This is a genomic window from Telluribacter humicola (genome assembly GCF_017355935.1).
Lineage (GTDB): Bacteria > Bacteroidota > Bacteroidia > Cytophagales > Spirosomataceae > Telluribacter > Telluribacter humicola.
In genome coordinates, this window is record NZ_JAFIQT010000002.1 from 13480 (window position 1) to 29344 (window position 15865).

11 protein-coding genes are annotated in these 15865 nt (G+C 52.4%); 10 read left to right on the plus strand and 1 reads right to left on the minus strand.

The genetic code is table 11. The annotated features are described in order from the left end of the window. Nucleotides 1-56 precede the first annotated feature (56 nt). Nucleotides 57-2405: a PAS domain-containing sensor histidine kinase gene (locus JUB14_RS10995; RefSeq protein ID WP_207506012.1), complete on the minus strand. Its 2349-nt coding sequence runs from the start codon at nucleotides 2403-2405 to the stop codon at nucleotides 57-59. A 279-nt stretch (nucleotides 2406-2684) separates the two neighbouring features. On the opposite strand from JUB14_RS10995, the gene JUB14_RS11000 reads away from it, so the two are divergent. The 10 genes from JUB14_RS11000 (at nucleotide 2685) to JUB14_RS11045 (ending at nucleotide 15822) form a co-directional block, all read left to right on the plus strand. Beyond that, on the plus strand, nucleotides 2685-3623 hold the full coding sequence (locus JUB14_RS11000) for a sugar phosphate isomerase/epimerase family protein (protein ID WP_207506013.1): 939 nt from the start codon (nucleotides 2685-2687) through the stop codon (nucleotides 3621-3623). 54 nt (nucleotides 3624-3677) lie between these two features. Next, on the plus strand, nucleotides 3678-4460 hold the full coding sequence (locus tag JUB14_RS11005; protein WP_207506014.1) for a 3-keto-disaccharide hydrolase: 783 nt from the start codon (nucleotides 3678-3680) through the stop codon (nucleotides 4458-4460). Between the two features lie 189 nt (nucleotides 4461-4649). Beyond that, nucleotides 4650-4817, plus strand: a complete 168-nt coding sequence (locus tag JUB14_RS11010) for a hypothetical protein (protein WP_207507210.1) — start codon at nucleotides 4650-4652, stop codon at nucleotides 4815-4817. 586 nt (nucleotides 4818-5403) lie between these two features. Then, nucleotides 5404-6555: a glycosyltransferase gene (locus tag JUB14_RS11015; RefSeq protein ID WP_207506015.1), complete on the plus strand. Its 1152-nt coding sequence runs from the start codon at nucleotides 5404-5406 to the stop codon at nucleotides 6553-6555. A gap of 13 nt (nucleotides 6556-6568) precedes the next feature. Continuing rightward, complete coding sequence (locus tag JUB14_RS11020; RefSeq protein WP_207506016.1) at nucleotides 6569-8857, plus strand: lipocalin-like domain-containing protein; 2289 nt, start codon at nucleotides 6569-6571, stop codon at nucleotides 8855-8857. 16 nt (nucleotides 8858-8873) lie between these two features. Further along, a complete protein-coding gene (locus tag JUB14_RS11025; RefSeq protein ID WP_207506017.1) occupies nucleotides 8874-11156 on the plus strand; it encodes a lipase maturation factor family protein in 2283 nt (760 codons plus the stop codon). A 15-nt stretch (nucleotides 11157-11171) separates the two neighbouring features. Then, a complete protein-coding gene (locus JUB14_RS11030) occupies nucleotides 11172-12062 on the plus strand; it encodes an FkbM family methyltransferase (RefSeq protein ID WP_207506018.1) in 891 nt (296 codons plus the stop codon). An 82-nt stretch (nucleotides 12063-12144) separates the two neighbouring features. Continuing rightward, nucleotides 12145-13497 (plus strand): cytochrome P450, encoded by a 1353-nt coding sequence (locus tag JUB14_RS11035; RefSeq protein ID WP_207506019.1) that lies wholly within the window; start codon nucleotides 12145-12147, stop codon nucleotides 13495-13497. Then, on the plus strand, nucleotides 13469-14791 hold the full coding sequence (locus tag JUB14_RS11040) for a cytochrome P450 (protein WP_207506021.1): 1323 nt from the start codon (nucleotides 13469-13471) through the stop codon (nucleotides 14789-14791). The genes JUB14_RS11035 and JUB14_RS11040 overlap by 29 nt, the downstream gene beginning before the upstream one ends. 128 nt (nucleotides 14792-14919) lie before the next feature. Next, nucleotides 14920-15822 carry a sugar phosphate isomerase/epimerase family protein gene (locus JUB14_RS11045; protein ID WP_207506023.1) on the plus strand — a complete coding sequence of 301 codons (903 nt, stop codon included), beginning with the start codon at nucleotides 14920-14922 and terminating at the stop codon, nucleotides 15820-15822. The last annotated feature ends 43 nt before the right edge of the window (nucleotides 15823-15865 follow it).

The window sequence follows — 15865 nt, forward strand, 5'->3', positions numbered from 1 at the left end:
TAACGAATGTTTTGGTTACAAACATAAAAGTGACAGAGACCGGATAAGCAGTAGGGTCAGTACGTTGGTAAGTACACCTTGAAAGTAGCTCCCTGATCCGGGTGCCCCTCAGCAGTTATGTACCCTCTATGGTTATCAACCACTTTCCGTACTATTGATAGCCCTACTCCGGTACCTTTGTATTCCATTTTGCTGTGCAGGCGCGTAAATACATTAAATATTTTATCCGCATCCTTTTGCTCAAAACCGATGCCGTTATCACTAACGGTTATGAAGTAAAACTTCTTCTGCATCTCTTCGGCGGACACGGGTAGTCCTGTTTCTTTTCCGGGTATAGTGTTACAGCTCACCGAGACTTTAGGTGAGACACCAGGCTTGCTGTACTTCAGTGCGTTGCTAATCAGATTATGAAATAGCTGTCGTAGCTGCCGTTCATCTCCCTTCATGACAGGTAACTTCTGGATGTCCAGGAGGGCGTTCTTTTCGATAATGGTAGCCTCCATATCACTGACTACTCCCTCGACCAGCTGATTTATATTTACCTCCTCGAAGGCAGTAGTACCCAGGGTAGCGTTGGAGTAATCCAGCAGATTATGGATCAGCGCACGCATCCGACCGGTAGTAGCCTGAACACGATCGATGATCTGACTATTACGCTCATCCAGCGAATCCCCCAGATTGTTCTGCAGCATGTCAATGAAGAAACTGATCTTACGCAGGGGCTCCTGGAGATCATGGGAGGCGGCGTAGGCAAACTGCTTTAGCTGTTCGTTGACTACACGTAGCTCTTCGGTCCGTTTCTGAACCAGCTGCTCCAGTTCTTCGGCGCTTCGGCGCAGGGCTTGTTCGGCCTCAATTTCCAGCGTAATATCCCGTACTTCGATAACCGTTGAGATGGGTACACCATGCTCATCGAAAATAGGGCTGGCGGCACAGGTGACCGGGAGTGATGTACCATTTTTCCGGAAGAACAAGTCCCGGTGGGCCCGCACATCAAAGTTTTCGGGTAAGGCCCGGTCGATGGGACACTCATGCATGGGATAGAAGGAGCCGTCGGGGCGGTGGTGGTGAATGAGGTAGTGCAGGGGCTTCTGCCGGATCTCTTCCTGAGTATAGCCGAACATCTTTTCTCCCCCCACATTCATAAATGTACAGTGCCCGGTCTTATCCATCATGAACAGGGTAGCCGTCGCATTGTCAGTCATGGTGCGAAACAGGAGGTTCTGGTAGTCAATCGCCTCCTTGCGGCGTTTTTCTTCGGTGATATCCCGCTGTACGCACACCAGCATGGTTTTCCCACCGTTTTGGATGGAAGTAATGTGGGAGTAGGTATAAAAGTCAGTGCCGTCTTTGCGTCGGTTGTGCCACTCACCGTTCCAGTAGCCGTTTTTTTGGATATGCTCTATGACATAGGCTACTTTTTGCTGGTTCTCCTCCGGGCTATAAGCATTCTGAACGGTTACGTGCTTCCCTACAAGTTCTCCCGGTCTGTACCCAAATATGCGGTCTTCGGCTCTGTTGGTGAACAGAATATAGCCATTCTCATCGGATACGGATACTCCTTCGTCCATACTATCGAGTACTCTGGACTGTAGCTTCAGGGAGTTCTGTAACTCTATAAACTCATGGATGTCTGTACAGGTACCTACCCACTGAACTATGTCGTTGCCTTCCCGGATCGGTATGGCGCGCGTGATGTGCCAGCGGTACTCTCCATCGTGGCGGCGGTACTGGAGCTCTGCCTCATAGGGGACACCATGCTTCAGACTATGCTTCCACTTTTCGAGAACTTCGGCGTCTACTCGGGGTGACAGCACATTGGCCCAGCCGTTCCCCAGAGCCTCCTGTTCGGTCTGACCGGTATACTCGTACCAGCGTTTGTTGAGGTAGTCTACCACACCGTCGGGCCGGGTAGTCCAGGCCATCAGGGGAAATGACTCCAGAATCGTACGCTGCATGAACTCCTGCTTTTCGCTTTCAATACTATCGCGCAAGCGTAGCTGAGAGTACGCTTCGTCCCGGTATTTGCGGGCCAGTATAAGCTCGGTCACATCAGTGCCCGTTCCGATAAATCCTACTATTGCTCCCTGGTCATTGCGCAGCGGATCGTACGAGAGGTTGATATACACTGTTTCTCTGGTGCCATTACGTACCAGTTCAACGGGATGCTCTTTGGCCTTGAAAGGTATGCCTTCGTATACTACCTGTTGTAGTATCTCTTCAAAGCCCTGACTTACCAGTTCGGGGAAAACCTCAAAAACAGGTCTGACCATGACTTCTTCTCTGGTCTTTCCCCAAAGTTCAAGCGCTAAATCATTGGCTAGTTCAATGGTATATTCCTTACCGCGAAATACCCCCACGGCTATCGGGAGTTGCATGATGAGAGAGAGGGCCTTTTGATCCATTTAATTCGTAAAGTAGTAATAGAGGCAAGCGCTATAACAGGTACGGCTGATGGCTGGGACTTTATAAGGAAGCTGTTAAGTCAATATAAAGGTACATCGGATAACAGAGCAACCACTAACCGGATCGATATGTTGTGCTAATCCCGCAAAAATAGTGAACGAGGCCGGAACAGGTAGCACCTACTACTAAATAGACTAACTTCGGACTGTAGTATGGGTACAAGTATCTTTACAGCTGTTGCTGCTTTTAAGAGGAAATACTCTCTACCCCCATTGCTTATGAACCGCCGAACTTTTACTAAAAAAGCTCTTCAGACGGCTGCCTTAGCCGGTGTGGCTTCTTCTATTCCGGGGCTTTCAGTGGCTGGTGCCAAATCGTTTGTCCGGCTGGGTGGACCCGTATTTGACAAGTACAAAAGTCCTGACGAGTGGGTAGCCGCTCTGAAAAATGAGGGGTACCGGGCCGCTTACTGTCCGGTACAGCCGGGGGCACCGGCCGATGAGATCAGAGCCTATGAGCAGGCGGCCAAAAAGGCGGACATCGTCATCTCAGAGGTCGGCGCGTGGAGCAATCCTATAAGTACTGATCCGAAGATGGCGCAGGAGGCCTTTAAGAAATGCGTGGACTCACTGGCCCTGGCGGAAGCCATAGGAGCCAACTGCTGCGTCAATATCAGCGGATCTAAAAATCCAGTCCAGTGGGCTGGGCCGCATAAAGACAATATAACGCAGGGTACCTTTGATGAGATCGTAGAGGTAACCCGAAAGGTCCTGAACGAAGTCAAGCCTACGCGCACCTACTTCGCCCTGGAACCCATGCCCTGGACCTACCCTGACTCGGCCGATTCGTACCTGCGGCTCATCAAAGCCATCAACCACAAGCGCTTCGGGGTACACATGGACCCTATGAACCTGGTAGTTAGCCCCCGAACCTTCTATGGCAATGGCGAACTGATCAAAGAGTGCTTTAAGAAACTGGGGCCGCATATCCGCAGTTGCCACGGAAAAGATATCATACTTAAGGAAGATGCCTATACACCGCAGCTTTTCGAATGTCAGCCGGGCCTGGGCAGTCTTGATTATGGAGTTTTCCTGAGCGAACTGAGTAAGCTTCCTAATATTCCTCTGATGCTTGAGCACCTGCGTACGCAGGAGGAGTACCGGCAGGCGGCTACCTATGTACGATCCATAGGAGAAAAAGAAGGAATAGCTGTGTAGCCACATACAGCCCCACTACATTCAAACTACTCATTACTCTACCAATAAAAACCAATGAAAAAATCAATCTTGAAAGCAATTGCCCTGTTTTCCGCCCTGATACTAGGGCTGGGAATGATTACCTATGTACAGGCCCAGGTAGGAGTGGGTACCAAGCCTGTCAAGGGAGCAGAAGTACTCTTTGACGGCTCCCGCAAGATGCTCGACGAAAAGTGGACCTACTGGGAAGGACCCCGCCTGGCGGCTACGCTGCCGATCAAGTGGACGGTGGTGAATGATCCGACCGGGAAGGGCATGGCTCTCAACAGCAACGATCCCGCCGGAGCCGGTGGTAAGTACGGTGCCGCTGACATAGTGACCAAAGAGAAGTTCCGGGACTTCCGGCTGCACGTAGAGTTCTATATCCCCGAGGCAGGCGGCAATAGTGGAGTATACCTCCAGAACCGCTACGAAATACAGGTACTTGATGGAGATACTACCTCGCACGGTATGGCGGCCGTTATCAACGAATCACCATCGCCTTATCATGCCTACAATGGCCTGGGCAAGTGGAATGCCTACGACATCGTGTTTAGAGCGGCTCGCTTTGAGAACGGCAAACGCACTGAGAAAGCCATGGTGACCATGTACTTTAACGGCAAGAAGGTTCATACCAACCAAACCATCAACCAGGTATGGGGCGGGCCTAACTCAGGTATTGACGGAGGCAACGACGGAGGTAAGGGTATCACGGACACGCCCGGTGGAATCAAGTTACAGGCCGAAGGCCACAACGTGCTCTACCGCAACATCTGGATCAAAGAGCTGGATCTGAAACAAGCTGATACCAACTTTTAACCAGTAGGTATCAGAAAGCCCCGCTCGCCGGGGCTTTTATTTTTTACACCTGTTGAAGCTAAAAAGGTCATCTTTTTCTGACTCAGGTATTAAATTTACAGCTTTCCCTGCAGGGACTACATGCCAGGCAGTGGTCCTGAGCTAGTGGAGAAGCGGGTGAATAAGACTATACAAAAAATACGACCTGTCATGATCAAGATCAATAACGAAAGCGAATACGAAAAGGCCTCTGAGCGGGTCGAGGAGATCTATAACGCCAAGCCGGGTACGCCCGAGAAGAAAGAGCTGGACGAACTACTGAAAGCCATCAAAGAATACGATGAGGCTTTTATCCGGATGCTTAGGGACAACGGCTAGTAATGCTGTAGCCAAGCCTGCTTACTGTACCTGTATAAAGAATTGACTTTATATTTTTGAAAAGTTAGTCGTAGATGCGGGAGGCTTATAACCTGTTAGAATACAGGTTATAAGCCTCTTTTTTTGTTGAGCTATGGTCACCGTTTGGTTTGTTAAAAGCCAATATCTTATTATCGAAAGGTTTTCAAATGTGGGTAATTTTATTTAATTATGGGATTATTTTGCCAGTAGCGTAGCAGAACGCTTGATGAAATACTGAATATGTAGAGATAGGGAGAGCTACTACATGTAGCTGACTTCCGTGCAATGTGGCCCTTCCATCAACTTCCTGTTATCCCCACTGACATTATTATATTATCCTGTTGGGCATAAGATAATCGTTCCAAAGGCTTTCCCGTTTCTGACTAATCAGTAAGACTGGATAGCTTGTGCCCGTCTGGAAAATAAGTTAATATAATGATTCTGCTTTCAGTCTATACACACTTCACGCTTTGTACTTCGTACTCAGCCGGCACTTTTAATTCAGCGAGCATCCCTTGCTTATCACCACTTCCTGACTTTACTATTTTGACTATTTAGTACCTGTATGAGCAATCGTAAAAACGTTGCCATTGTATTCTTTGACGCAGCGTCAGGACATCGTTCCTCGGCGGTAGCTCTGGAGAAAGCAATCCGGCAGCGGCATCCTGATTGGAACGCCCGCATTATCAACATCACCCAAATATTTGATTACCACCCGCCATTCGGACGCATCGTGCACAAGGGTATCAACTACTTTAACTGGATGATCAGGCGGGACAAAGTATTTGATCTGAAAGGACTGATCAATCTGTCGCTGCTGTGTCATGACCTGGTGGGACCGAAAGGGCTGGAACGGATCAGTGGGTACTGGAAGGGTTTTGTGCCCGATGTGGTTGTATCCGTAACGCCCATGTACAACCCGGTACTATACCGCAGCGCCCGACTGGTCAATCCCGAGGTACAGTGTGTAACCATACCGGTAGATTTTGAAGAGGCTAAGCCCCGGTACTGGTTTACGCCGCTGGTCGAGCAGCACTACCTCAATGCTACTCCCCGCCTGTCGGAGCAGGCCCGGGCGGCCGGTATACCCGAGCAGTACATACACTCCATCAGCGGCATGATAGCCGACCCGGAATCCTACCAGGAGAGCCATCTGGATAAAAAAGCCGAGCTACGACGCCTGGAACTCGATGAAAACCTGCCGACAGGATTTGTATCCTTCGGAGGGCAGGGCTCTGCCATCGTGCTGGATATTGCCAGAGAGATGGCCCGGCAGCGGCTGCAGGCCAATATCCTGTTTATGTGTGGAAAGAACGAAAAGCTGTACCAGCAGCTATCTGCTCTCGACACACCGTACCCCAAAGTAGTATTTAGTTACCTCAAAGAAACGCCCATTCACTACCAGCATCTGGCTGATTTTGCCGTGGGTAAGCCCGGCGCCATGACCATCACCGAAGCACTGATCACTCATACGCCCATGCTGGCTATTGAGAGCCGGGGAATGAAGCCGGTACAGAAAGGAAACGAAGAGTGGATCAGGCAATCAGGTACCGGTAGAGTAGTGAAGCGGGTGCAGGACCTGGTACCGGCTATCCGGGACGTACTCAGTGACCCCTCCATCCACAGTGCTATTCAACGCCACCGGCATACAGCCATTCTGGAAGCTGTCAATAAGATAGACCTGATCATGCAACTAAAAGAACCCTATACTATATAATATTTCTACTACTATGTCTGTTCCCGTAAACCCTCCTCAGAGTACCGAAGTACAAGTTACACCCGTAATTGATTCGTATCCCAGCGACTGGCCCGATAGTGGCCCGATTGATCTGCAGGTACATGACCTTCCCCATGACTCGTCCACGATTGAGTGGTGGTACCAGAATGCCCACGTAGCCAGTACCACGGGGCGTACCTTCTCCCTCTTTGCCTCCTTTTTCAGAATGGCCATTGGCAGGGATGAAGTTACGAAGCAATTTACCTATGCGCACTCCATTACCTGGGCGCTGGTAGATGTAGACAAAAAGACCTATCTGATGGATTCAGTAGTGGACCAGGTGGCGCCGGTGGAGGGCTTGAAAATGATAGAGAGAGGAAAAGATACGTCCGATAAGCTGCTGCAACGGGCGCTGAAGGAAGTATTTGAAAAGGGTAACGTACCACTGCCGGACCGTATGCTGCAAGCGCAGGCTCAGGTTAGTAAAGAAACGCTGGACCTGGTGTATGATACCAACCGGTTCAGGAAGCTGGACGACGGTACCTATCAGCTGATTCTGGATCATCCGGAGCAGGGCGTTGCGGGCGAGTTGATATTCACACCGCTGATCAACCCGGTACGCCACGGAGACGATGGCGTAGTAAAAGGTACTGGTGGAGAAGACATGTTCTACTACTTTATTCCGCAGTGCGAGGTACACGGTACCATTACTACCCCCGACCAGCAGGTACATGAGGTGGAAGGTAGCGGCTGGTACGACCACGAGTTTGGCAAGCCTACCAGCGAAAGCCCTGACGTAGATATTCACCACGACATCGCCTGGAACTGGGTATCCCTGCAGCTAAGCAACGGCTATCAGCTATCGGGCTATGACTTATTTGACAACACCAAAGGGGGCGAAGGCTGCGGGCGCTGGGCTATCATCATTGACCCGGAGGGTAACAGCCGTAACATCACCGACTTTAGCTTTACACCTACCAGGATCTGGACCAGCTCACGTACCTTCACCCGGTACCCCATCCACTGGCAGCTCCAGATTCCCGAACTGGGGGTGGACCTGCAGATTCAGGCGGAGTTTCCGGAGCAGGAGTTTATGACCATCATATCAAAACCAGCCTTCTGGGAAGGACGTATCCGGACGGAGGGTACTTTCGGAGAGACTGCTATCACAGGTATTGGATTTATTGAAAGAAGTGGTTTTGCCAACGTGGAGAAGCTGGAAGACTTTTTCAAAGCCGTCACCCGGGAAACCCGCAAATCCGTGGAAGCTATGCTGCCGCTGGAGCCTACCGATGAGCAGTTTCTGCGGCTGGTGGCCAGCGAACCCAACAAACATTTCCTTAATGGCCTGGACAAGGAGCGGTACGTGGAGCGGGTAATTCGACCCATCCGCGAGATCATTGACCGGGGGGGCAAGTGCTGGCGCTCGTACGCAGTACTTGCCTGTATGGACGTAGTGGGTGGCAACTCGCAGAATTTTATGGATTGGCTGGTATGGCCTGAGTTGCTGCATACTGGCTCCCTGATCATCGACGATGTACAGGACCGCTCGACCATTCGTCGGGGAGGTCTTTCCTGCCACGAAGTGCACGGTGAGGCGCTGGCTATCAACGCCGGTAACGCCTGTTACTTTATTGGGCAGATACTCATGCTGGACGACCGCCTGACGCCGGAGCTGAAGCTCAAAGTGTACGAGCTGTACTTTGAGACCATGCGGGCCGCTCACGCCGGACAGTCCATTGATATCAGTGGCTTTTATGACCTTATGCCCGGAGTGGTAGCGAGTGGAAAAAGTCAGGAACTGGAAAAGCGTATTCTGGCGGTTCATCGCCTGAAATCAGCCGTGCCGGCTAGTATGCTGGCCGAGCTGGGTGCTATGCAGGGAGGAGGAACAAAGGAACAGATAGCCGGTCTGGGTGACTTTTTTGAAGCCCTGGGACTGGCCTTTCAGATTATTGACGATGTATTGAACCTGCGTGGCTTCAAGAATGACCTTAAAGATAAGGGAGAAGATATCACCGCCGGGAAGATAACTATGCCCGTGGCCAAGGCTATGAGTTATCTGTCCGAGCCGGACCGGAAGTGGCTGTGGCTGACGGTAAGCTCCATGCCAGCAGATCGTGCAACCATTGGTGCGGTGATCGAAAAGCTGGAAGCCTGCGGAGCCATTGATGCCTGTCAGCAGCAGGCCGAAGATCTGGTCGAGGAAGCCTGGAAGAGGCTGGATGGACTGGTACCTGACTCGGCCGTAAAGATCCGCCTCCGGGCCTTTAGCTGGTACGTACTCAACCGCCACTACTAAGAGTTGCTCCCAAGCTATGGACTTTTTACCGGCTGCTCTGCTGGACCCGGCTACCGTATGGGGGCTATTGCTCCGGGGGCTGGGTCTGATCTATTTTATTGCCATTGTGCAGTTGTACCACCAGGTACTACCGCTAGCCGGCTCGATGGGTGCCTCGCCCATCGGGCCGAAGCTGGCTCAAATCCGGCTTGACTACCCCGGCTGGCGCAAGTGGCTGTACTTCCCGACGCTGCTTTGGCTGGACCACAGTGACCGTTTTCTTAAAGGACTGGTGGTACTGGGAAGCGTATCGGCGCTGGTGGTGATGTACGGCGGACCATTCGCGGGTCTGGCGCTGCTGGTATGCTGGCTGGTGTACCTGTCGTTTGACCTGCCACTTTCACTTTCGTACCCCTGGGACAGTGTGCTGCTGGAGGCGGGCTTTCTGGCCCTGTTCCTGCCGGAATTACATCATTTCCCTGATGTATCGGTGACGGTGTTGCCGCACCCGCTGGTAGCCTGGGGCTTCCGTCTGTTGATGTTCCGGCTGATATTTGGATTTGGGAAGTTCAAGTTCTGGAAGTCTAATCTGCGCGATACCGGGTACTTTCGGGCTTTCATGGTCAATATTCCGCTGCCTGCTTATCCGGCCTGGTACCTGTACCGTCTGCCGGGTTGGTTTTTTCAGGCTATCCTTACCTTTAGCTTTGTCGTAGAGGTCATAGCGCCTTTTTTTATCTTCTCCAGTAGCGAGCTTCGCCTGGTGGCGGCACTGCTTATCAGCCTGCTCATGGTAGGTATCCAGGGCATCAGTAACTTTGGCTTTTTTAATATACTGACCATCGTACTGTGTCTGCCCCTGTTGGATGTGCAATCATCTATCTTTGACTTACAGGCTCAGGATCTATATGCGACACCGGGTCATGTACTGACCAGTGTAGTCATGCTTGTACTGGTAACGGGCGGCTTCCTCAATTTCTTCTTCAATACCTGGTGTACCTTTACCTGGATGCACTGGCCCACGGCGCTCTTTATCAAATCGCGCTTTATGGCAGGGCTGCTGAGCTTTTACCGGGTACTTGTCCGTTTTCGGGTTACCCATTCGTACGGGGTGTTTCCCTCTTACAGTTCGCCACCCATTAAGCTGGTGCCCGTCATTGAAGGGAGCCGCGACGGCGTAACCTGGGAGCCGTACGAGTACCAGTACATTACCACCTCCGAGAGTACCCCGCCCCGCTTTGTGGCTCCTTACCATCCCCGCTGGGACCATGCTATCTTCTACGACGCCTTTGGTACCAACGACGCCAACTATATGTGGGGAGTAGTAGGTACCGGCAATCCCTATGATTTTACACATGCTTCCTCCCTGGAAGGGGTACTGCAGAAAGTTCTTGAGGGGAATAGAGAAGTATATAAAATTTTCCGGAAGGTACCTTTCCCGGCTTCGGAGCCGCCTCAGAGCGTGCGGGTCATGCTGTACCGATTTCAACCGACTACCCCGGCGGAGCGTAGGAGCACCGGGCAGTGGTGGGTGAAGCAGGTAGCTGGCCTCCACCTGTCCCCGCGCAGCCTGGACACTGATATGCAGAAAAAGCGATCTACACAGCCGGAGCTCTTTCATTTTGATGCGGTATACTGGCGTCGGTGGAGTCCGCGTATGCAGGAGCTGGATCGGATAGGAAGGGCAGCCTTACCCGAACTGGTACAGGCTACCGCCGAAGAGGGACTAAGCCTATCCGCAGACTACTTCTGGAACAAGTTTCTGCCGGGCCTACGGTCCGATGGACGTAGCTGGGAGGAGCTACCGGAGGTAGTGGAGCAGCTCAAAGAAGAGTACAGCTTTGACCAGCTACGGAACCTGGAGATTTTCTGGAATCAGCTGGTGCTTATGCTGGCCGCACGGCTGGAGCTCTACTACCTGGGGCAGCAGGAGCCTCAGCTGAAGATAGAGACCTACTTCCACTTTGGCCTGTTTCTGAACCACGTTGTGGGCAAGGGCAGGGAGACGTATGAGCAGGTACTTCTTCACCCGGAGGTAGCCCTAGACCATCTGGCTGATTTTACGCCTCAGGACGGTTTTTACTTTAATGCCATTTTCCGGTTCGACACGCAGGTATTCCACGCCCGTAAGCTGCGCTGGCTGCGTCAGGTACAGCCCGACTATACCGAAGAGGTAATTCCCGGCTTCGTCCGGCTGATTCCGTTCCTGAGTGAACAGTTTAGGGGTATGGGTGAAGAGAACTGGCCCCGCATGCACCGACAGCCTGATAACGGCGAGTGGGTAATCGAAGAGCCCATCGACCAACGCACCTACGTTTAACACCCGGAACCGCTTATGAAATCAGTTGTTTTGCCAAATGGCTTATCCGTTCAAGCCTTCAACCGGCTGGAGCCGCAGGTGCTCTATCATGAAATATTCGCCACCGAAGCCTACGCCAAGCACGGTATCGTAGTGCAGCCTGGCGACTGCGTGTTTGATGTGGGGGCCAACCTGGGTTTGTTTTCCATCTACCTCGCCCAGCACTACCCAGACCTCACCATTTACTCCGTTGAGCCGGTGCCCGCTATGTTTGAGCTGCTGCGCCACAACGCGGCCCGCCACGTAGCCCCGGCTGCCACCTCGTACCTGCTGAACATTGGCCTCTCTGATACCTCCCGCACTGCCACGTTTGCTTTCAACCGTACGCTGAGCATGACGGCAGGTATGTACTCCAAGGAGCTGGAGGCTGGTGTCGACCGACAGGCTTCGGCTTATGCCTGGGTACAGGCCATGGTGGCTGACGCGGCCCGATCCGGGCAGCTCAACGCCCGGGCCGCGCGGGGCCTGAATCGACTGTTGACCACGCCGGGACTTCGTCTGCCGGTGTTGGTGCTGCTGTCGGTGCCGCTAGTGCTGCTCCTGGGGTACCTCAAGCGTAGCACCAGGCAGGTGGCCTGCCAGTTGCGCACCCTGTCTGAGGTACTGCGCGAGCAGCAAGTCGCTCGGGTAGATCTGGTGAAGATTGATGTAGAAGGGGGCGAATGGGATGTACTGCGTGGCGTGCACGACGACGACTGGCCCCGCCTGCGGCAGCTCGTCATTGAGGTACACGACCTGCACAACCGCGTGGCAGACATGACGGATTTCCTGCAGACCCGGGGCTACGAAGTCATCGTCGATCAGGAAGATTGGAGTCTGCATCGGCTTATGCGCATCCACACCCTGTATGCCCGCCGCATTGATTAATCATACTTTCAAAAGTACATAGAGCGGTTTGGCCTTGGAGCTGATTAGCCAGCAGGGCCTTACTACTGAATCATAAAAATATATGAGTAAAAAGCCCTCCCTACAAAGTCCCGGTACCCGTGAGACTAAGGAATTACTAAAAAATAGTCCTCAGCAAGGCTGGGTGGAACTGGTACAGAAGTACGGTAAGACATTTGTATACCAGGGAAGTCTGGCCACCTGTGATCCGGTGGTGGTACAGAAACTGTTGATGAACCGGTCCCACACCCGGAAGCGCTCCGCCGTTTATAAGTTGATGTCCCGGATTATACCGGGCGCTCCGGGGGTATTGTTTATGGATGGCAAAGAGTGGCATAAGCACGTGCAGGCCGTGATGCCGGTATTTACCAAAGCGCACGTAGAGGCCCAGGCCCGTACCATTCATGAAACGGTGATGACTCGCGTGCAGGATTGGCCGGATGGCCAACCGTTGCATGACCTGTTTCAGGCTGTTACAGAAATAGGGCTTCGGGTGGTGCTTAAAGTTGGCTACGGTCTGGACCCTGACCAGGAGGTAGCAGCCCGTTTTGGGTATGAATTCATGGATTACAAACGGAAGACTATGACCGCTACCGCCCGATTGGATGAATTTGGCTTCTCATGGGATCAGTTAAGTCAGCTACCTGCCTTTATCAGGGAAAGGCGGGAACTACGGAAGCAAGTGAACCGACAGCAGGGGCTGGTAACGCAGATCATGGAGGAACGGCGGCAGAACAACCACCAGGGACACGACTGGATATCACTCATGTCTAAAGGCGGTTTTTCCCTATCGGAAGTGACTGATGAGTTAAACCACATCTACGGCGCCTTCAATGCCATCGACTACGCCATTACCTGCGGGTTGTATGAGATTAGTAAACAGCCTGATTGGGCTAAGCGTATCCGGGATGAGCTGAATAGTGTATTAGGAGATAGAGACTACCCTACGCGGGATGATTTCGATCAGCTACCCGATACCATCCACTTCATGAAGGAAGTATTCCGGTACTATCCGGTAGCTATAGCGGTGATGCGTCGTACCGGCGAGCCTTTACCGGTAGAGGGGGGCGAATGGCCAACTGACCAGGAGGTACTTATACTACTGCAATCTATGCACCACCATCCCGACTACTGGGACGAGCCCGAGGTATTCAATCCGGATCGCTGGCGCCATCCCCTGCGTGAACCCCAGGCGTACATTCCTTTCCTAACCGGGCCGCGTCAGTGCATCGGGCGACACCTGGCTGAGCTGCACTTTGTTGTGACACTTAACGCTATCCTCCGGCACGCCGATATACAGGTACTGGACCATGACGTGCCACTGCTCCCATACCTGATTCCCCGATTTGCCAAAGCCATTCCGTTCCAGATGCATACTTTACAGCCCCATGCCGAGCCCACTGTCCGCAAAGCCTAAGGGGCCTGGCGTGCAGGAGGCACAACGGCTGATACAATCGCATAAGAACGGAGCCTGGACGGAGCTGGTACAACGGTACGGTAAGAGCTTCTACTACCAGGGTACCCTGGTAACCTGCGATGCCCAACTGGTAGAGCAGCTACTGATGCAGCGGGTACATACCCGTACGCGCTCCCTGGTTTACAAAAAACTAAACCAGATTATCCCCCTGGCTCCGGGACTGCTTTTCATGGACGAAGAGCCGTGGCAGCGCCGCCTGCAGGCTATTATGCCTGCCTTCACCAAAGCCAGGGTCGATACCTACGCTGGCTACATGCACGACTGTATAGTCAGGTATGTAGAGCAATGGGGAACTACTACAACTATCCCTGATCTGTATTGTGAAATGGTACACCTGAATGCCGAGCACCTGTTCAGAGCGGGTTTGGGACTTGATATACAGACGGAGTGCGCACGGGAGCTGGGAAAGGCACTGATCGACTATAAATTTGATCTGATGGACCCCAATGCCCGGCTGGACTGGTTTGGCTTTTCGGAAAAGCAGCTCTGGCGCCTGCCCCAATTCGTGAAGGCGCAGTGGCGACGGCGGCAAAAAGTGCGGCAATTGCGTAAGGTGGTAGAAACGGTAAAAGTCGACAACCGGTGCGCCCAGGGACTTAACTGGCTCCAGACCTTACGTGAGGCGGGATTTTCTAATGAGGAGGTAACCAACGAGGTAAATCACTTGTACGGAGCCTACAATGCGCTGGATTACGCCATCACAGGTGCCTTCTATGAACTGGGCAAGCATCCGGAGTGGACGGTACTTTTGCGTAACGAGCTATCAGAGGTACTTGGTCCGGAGGGGTATCCCACACGCGATACCTTTCAGGCACTTCCTCACACGCTCCGCTTTATGAAAGAGGTGTTCCGCTGCTATCCGGTGTCAATGGGGGTATCGCGGCGAACCGGCGAAGAGCTAAGGGTAGGGGAGCTTACGCTACCGGCGGGTCAGGAAGTATTGGTCCTGCTGCACGCATTGCACCACCATCCCGACTACTGGGATCAGCCCGACGTCTTCAATCCGGACCGATGGAAAGAGGAGCCACGGGTACCCTACGCTTACGTTCCCTTCCTGAAAGGGCCCCGGCACTGCATTGGACGTCATCTGGCCGAGCTCAATTTTGTACTGGTGCTGAATGTGGTACTTCAGCGCTTTGACATACAAGTACATGATCGCGAAGTAGCTCTGGCTCCTTACATGATGCCTCGTTTTGAGCGTGAATTAGCCTGTACTTTTACCCGCCTTAATTAAATAGGTGTATCCAAACTGGTAGTAGGGGAGTCTTTTAAGTAGATATCAGACCGGATGGCGTTTATGTTAGTTAGCGGTAAGTTATTTCTGAATGTACCTAACGACTATACATCCTAAATCTAGTATCCATGAAAAACATCAGTAGAAATGAGTTCCTCAAAGACCTGTCGCTGCTGGCAGGGCTGGCGGCTATTCCAGGTTTTTCTCAGGCCTCCGATACCTATCTGAAAGCCAGCCGGATGAAGCTGGGTATGGTGACCTACCTCTGGGGTAAAGATATGGATGTACCTACGTTGATCAAAAGTTGTTCGGCGTCAGGTATCGGCGGGGTAGAACTACGTGTGGACCACGCCCACGGGGTGATGCCTGGCCTGTCGGCGGCGGAGCGTAAGGAGGTAAAGAAGAAGTTTGCGGACAGCCCCGTAAAAATAGTAGGTATGGGTACCAATCAGCAGTACGACTCCCCCGATCAGGTCAAACTGAGGGATTCTATCGAGAAAACGAAGGAGTTTGTCCGGCTGAGTGCTGATATAGGAGGCTCGGGTGTAAAGGTAAAGCCCAATCAGTTTCATAAGGGGGTACCGCACGAGCAGACCATTGAGCAGATCGGTAAAGCCTTGAATGAGCTGGCTAAGTACGCCGCTGATTACGGACAGCAGATCAGGCTGGAAGTACACGGCAACGAAACCCAGGACCTCCCCAATATTAAGGCTATGATGGATGTGGCCACCCACCCCAACGCCACCGTCTGCTGGAACTGCAACCCCGAAGACCTGAAAGACGGAGGACTGGTACATAACTTCAACCTGGTCAAAGACCGCTTTGGTGATATCGTACACGTGCGTGAGCTGAACGATACCAGCTATCCGTACCAGCAGCTTATGGATCTTTTCGTAGGTATGAACTATGATGGATGGATCCTGCTCGAATGCCGCACCGACCCCGCCGATAAGGTACAGGCGATGAAAGAGCAGAAGAAAATATTCAACGATATGGTGGCTAGTGCCCAGAAGAAAACGGGCAAGAGCTAGAAAAGCAGAAGCGGGAGACCTTAGGCCTCCCGCTTCTGCTTTT

Coding starts and splice junctions, on each gene's coding strand:
- JUB14_RS11045 (WP_207506023.1), top strand. CDS start 14,920: ATGAAAAACATCAGTAGAAATGAGTTCCTCAAAGACCTGTCGCTGCTG.
- JUB14_RS11005 (WP_207506014.1), top strand. CDS start 3,678: ATGAAAAAATCAATCTTGAAAGCAATTGCCCTGTTTTCCGCCCTGATA.
- JUB14_RS11015 (WP_207506015.1), top strand. CDS start 5,404: ATGAGCAATCGTAAAAACGTTGCCATTGTATTCTTTGACGCAGCGTCA.
- JUB14_RS11020 (WP_207506016.1), top strand. CDS start 6,569: ATGTCTGTTCCCGTAAACCCTCCTCAGAGTACCGAAGTACAAGTTACA.
- JUB14_RS11025 (WP_207506017.1), top strand. CDS start 8,874: ATGGACTTTTTACCGGCTGCTCTGCTGGACCCGGCTACCGTATGGGGG.
- JUB14_RS11040 (WP_207506021.1), top strand. CDS start 13,469: ATGCCGAGCCCACTGTCCGCAAAGCCTAAGGGGCCTGGCGTGCAGGAG.
- JUB14_RS11000 (WP_207506013.1), top strand. CDS start 2,685: ATGAACCGCCGAACTTTTACTAAAAAAGCTCTTCAGACGGCTGCCTTA.
- JUB14_RS10995 (WP_207506012.1), bottom strand. CDS start 2,405: ATGGATCAAAAGGCCCTCTCTCTCATCATGCAACTCCCGATAGCCGTG.
- JUB14_RS11010 (WP_207507210.1), top strand. CDS start 4,650: ATGATCAAGATCAATAACGAAAGCGAATACGAAAAGGCCTCTGAGCGG.
- JUB14_RS11030 (WP_207506018.1), top strand. CDS start 11,172: ATGAAATCAGTTGTTTTGCCAAATGGCTTATCCGTTCAAGCCTTCAAC.
- JUB14_RS11035 (WP_207506019.1), top strand. CDS start 12,145: ATGAGTAAAAAGCCCTCCCTACAAAGTCCCGGTACCCGTGAGACTAAG.